The 3,515-nt window shown below is 63.6% G+C and carries 4 protein-coding genes; all 4 read right to left on the reverse strand.

The genetic code is table 11. The features are described from left to right. Nucleotides 1–114: 114 nt before the first annotated feature. The 4 genes from hpaH to Q1W40_RS02255 all read right to left on the reverse strand — a co-directional run bounded on the left by hpaH (nt 115) and on the right by Q1W40_RS02255 (nt 3,384). A complete protein-coding gene (gene hpaH, locus Q1W40_RS02240; RefSeq protein WP_300708448.1) occupies nt 115–930 on the reverse strand; it encodes a 2-oxo-hept-4-ene-1,7-dioate hydratase in 816 nt (271 codons plus the stop codon). 99 nt (nt 931–1,029) lie between these two features. Beyond that, complete coding sequence (locus Q1W40_RS02245; protein ID WP_300708450.1) at nt 1,030–1,461, reverse strand: 5-carboxymethyl-2-hydroxymuconate isomerase; 432 nt, start codon at nt 1,459–1,461, stop codon at nt 1,030–1,032. 14 nt (nt 1,462–1,475) lie between these two features. Then, the gene (hpaD, locus tag Q1W40_RS02250) at nt 1,476–2,402 is read right to left on the reverse strand and encodes a 3,4-dihydroxyphenylacetate 2,3-dioxygenase (RefSeq protein ID WP_300708452.1); all 927 of its coding nucleotides are present in this window, start codon (nt 2,400–2,402) and stop codon (nt 1,476–1,478) included. Nucleotides 2,403–2,415: 13 nt separating this feature from the next. After that, complete coding sequence (locus tag Q1W40_RS02255) at nt 2,416–3,384, reverse strand: tripartite tricarboxylate transporter substrate binding protein (protein ID WP_300708454.1); 969 nt, start codon at nt 3,382–3,384, stop codon at nt 2,416–2,418. Nucleotides 3,385–3,515 lie beyond the last annotated feature (131 nt).

Genomic DNA, 3,515 nt, shown 5'->3' on the forward strand with positions numbered 1-3,515 from the left:
GCTGTCGGTGCCGGGGTGGCGGTTTGGGCGATGTGGCAAAGCGAAGCGCCTCTGAGCCCGGGCCGCCACCTCGGCACCGACAGCTCCGCGCTCACGCAAGACGAAGGCTGGTATTCAAACAAAGCGGAATTCCAGCTTGCCCAAAGGCCCATAGTCCGCGTCAAACACATCGCCCACCTTGGCGGGCGCGGGCTTGGTAAAGGAGCCAGCCAAAACAATTTCTCCAGCTTGCAGGTGTTCGCCCCATGGGGCCAGCTTGTTGGCCAACCAGGCGATGCCCACAGCCGGGTGGCCTTGCACGCCCGCTGCCAAGCCGGTTTCTTCGACCACACCATTTTGGCGCAGCACAGCGCCGCACCAAGGCAAGTCGGTGGTCAGCGGGTCGACCCGTTTGGCACCGAGCACGATGCCCGCATTGGCGGCGTTGTCGCTGATGGTGTCGTAAACCTTGCGCATGACCTTGGTGTGGCGGTCGAACTGCTCGATGCGCGAATCGATGATCTCGATGGCAGGCGTCACGTAGTCCGTGGCCTCCAGCACCTGCTGCACCGTCACATTCGGGCCGCGCAATTCTTTCTTGAGAATGAAGGCCAACTCCACCTCGACGCGCGGCGCGATGAAGTTCGTGAACGGAATGTCCAGCACCTGGCCGGGCGTGCAGGTGTAGCGCATGTCATCGAGCAAGGTGCCGTAATCGGGCTCGTCGATCTGGCTGGACACCTGCATGGCGCGGCTGGTGAGGCCAATCTTGTGGCCGATCATGGTGCGCCCTTCGGCGAACTTGATGGCCATCCAGGCGCGGTTGATGCGGTAGCCATCTTCGATGGTCATGCCCGGGAAGCGCTTGGAAAAGTGCTCGATCTGCACGCGGGATTTTTCGGACTGGTTCAGCTCGTGTGCGAGCTGCTGGATCAAGGTGTCGTCAAACATGGTGTTCCTGTAGGAGCGGCGCCCTCGCCGCGATGGTTTCTGTGGTGTTGGAAGGATCATCGCCGCGAGGGTGCGGCTCCCACTTCAGGTCAGGGCCCATCAAATTTTGTTGAACAGCGGATGGAGGTTGCTGTGCTTGGCGTCAAACACTTCGGGACCGACGTCGATCTGCAGTGTGATGCCGATGTGGCGCTGCGCCATCACGGGCGCAAAAAAGGCCTGGGCCACTTCGAGCAAGGTTTGTCCTGCGCGTTGCTGGGTGGCTTCTGTGCGGCCTCGGCCCATGCGCACGTTCAGGTACACAAAAGCGTAGTCGCCCGTGCCACCTGCTGCCTGGCCCGCCGCACCGCCATCGGCCACGGCGTAGTGCGGCGCAGGGTAGGCCAGCACGCGCGTGCCGCCGGTCGGGAAGACCTGCTTGCCTGCTTCGTCTTGCACGGTGAGCATGGCGTCGGCCATCTGGCGGCACAGCGTGGTCATGTGGACTTCGGCGTCGAGTTGGCCGGTGTAGAGAATCACGAGATGGGGCATGTTCGGGGCCTTGTTCAGAGTCGGGTGCTCACAGCGGTGTAGCCTTGCGCGCTGCTGGCCTGCGCCGCCGGGATGTGCTCGCCTTTTTGGGGCGTCACTTCAAAAATCGCGTTGAGCTGGCCCGTGCCGCTGGCGCCGAAGTACGGGGTCACCATGTCGACCGCGCCGTCGTAGTCTGTCCAGCCCAGCGCCCCCAGCAGCATGGCGGTGTCGTGCATGAAGCCTTCGCCATGGCCTTTGCTGGCGTACTCGGGCAGCATTTCGCAAAAGGCTTTCCACTCGCGCTGGTCCCACATGCGCAACACCTGCTCGTCGAGTTTTTCCAGGAAGGGGCTCCAGATCTTGTGCGCGAATTCCGGGGCCAAGCCGTTCTGCGCAAAGCGGTGACTGAGCGAGCCGCTGGCCAGAAAAGCCACCTTGCCGTCGTAATGCTTTTCGACCGCCTCGCGCATGGCCCAGCCCAGGCGGGCGCTGTCGTTGAGGTAATGCGAGGTGCACAGGGCCGAGACCGAAACCACCTTGAAGTGCTGGTCTTCGTTCATGTAGCGCAGCGGCACCAGCGTGCCGTATTCGGGCTGCAAGGTGGTGGCGTCGTGCGCCAGGGTTTCCACGCCGTAGTCGTTGGCCACCTTGGCCAGCAAATGCCCCAACACCGGATTGCCCGGCGACTCAAACGCCATATTGCTGATGAAGTGCGGCAGCTCATTGCTGGTGTACACGCCCTTGTAGTGCGGCGCGCAGTTGATGTGGTAACTGGCATTGACCAACCAGTGCGTGTCGAACACCACCAGCGTGTCCACGCCCATGGCGCGGCAGCGGCGGCTGATTTCCTTGTGGCCATCGATGGCGCTTTGGCGTGTGCCGAAGCGCGGGCCGGGAATCTCGCTCAGGTACATGCTGGGCACGTGGGTGATTTTGGCCGCCAGGGCAAGTTGTCCCATGCTGTTTTCCTTTTCAGCTCTCGGCGGTGATGCCCGCCTTGCGGATCACCTGCGCGTATTTGTCGGTCTCGCTGCGGATGAAGGCCGCGAAGCGCTCGGGTGTGCCTGCCAGCGAGACGATGCCGCCGTCTGCAAAGGCCTGCACCACGGCGGGCGCCTGCAAGGCTTTGTTGATTTCACTGTTCAGGCGCTGCACCACCACATCGGGCGTGCCGCTGCGCGTGAGGATGCCGTTCCACGAGTTGGACTCGATGGGCAAGCCCTGCTCGGTGAGCGTGGCGATCTGTGGCGCCAGCGGCGAGCGTTTGGCCGTCGCCATGCCGATCGCCACCAACTTGCCGCTTTGCACGTGCTGGCGAAACTCAGGCCAGTTGCCGAACATCACCGTGACCTGACCACCGATCAAATCGTTGAGCGCTGGGGCCTGGCCCTTGTAGGGCACATGGATCATCTCGATGCCAGCCTGCGCTTCGAGCATGGCCCCCGAGATGTGGGCTGAAGTACCCGCGCCGAACGAGGCGTAGCTGAGCTTGCCGGGTTGCTTTTTGGCTGCGGCGATCAGCTCGGCCACGGTCTTGAGGCCGCTGCCGGGGTGTGTGGCCAGCACATGCTCGGACATGCCCATCAGGCCGACCGGGCGCAGATCGCGCAGGCCGTCATAGGGCAGGTTTTTCACCAGCGTCTGGTTCACGCAAAAGCTGTTGGCCACGGTGACCAGGGTGTGCCCATCGGCTGGCGACTTGGCGGCCAGGTCCACGCCCAGCACCGTGCCCGCGCCAGGCTTGTTGTCCACCACCACACTCTGCCCCAAGGCCTTGGTCAGCTCGACGGCGACCAAACGCGTCACCACATCGGTGGTACCGCCTGGCGGGAAAGGCACGATCAAGCGGATCGGTTTGGCGGGCCAAGCCTGTGTCTGGGCCTGTGCAGCCCAAGGCAAGGCCGCCGCAGCGGCGCCCAGCAGAAGTTCGCGGCGCTGCATGCTCACATGCCCCAGTGTGGGATGTGGTGCGAGCCCATCGACACGGCCACATTTTTCGGCTCGCAGAACACTTCGTAGCTCCAGGTGCCGCCTTCGCGGCCGGTGCCGCTGGCCTTGGTGCCGCCAAAGGG

This window comes from Limnohabitans sp., assembly GCF_030158565.1.
In the GTDB taxonomy this organism is placed as follows: Bacteria; Pseudomonadota; Gammaproteobacteria; order Burkholderiales; family Burkholderiaceae_C; genus Limnohabitans_A.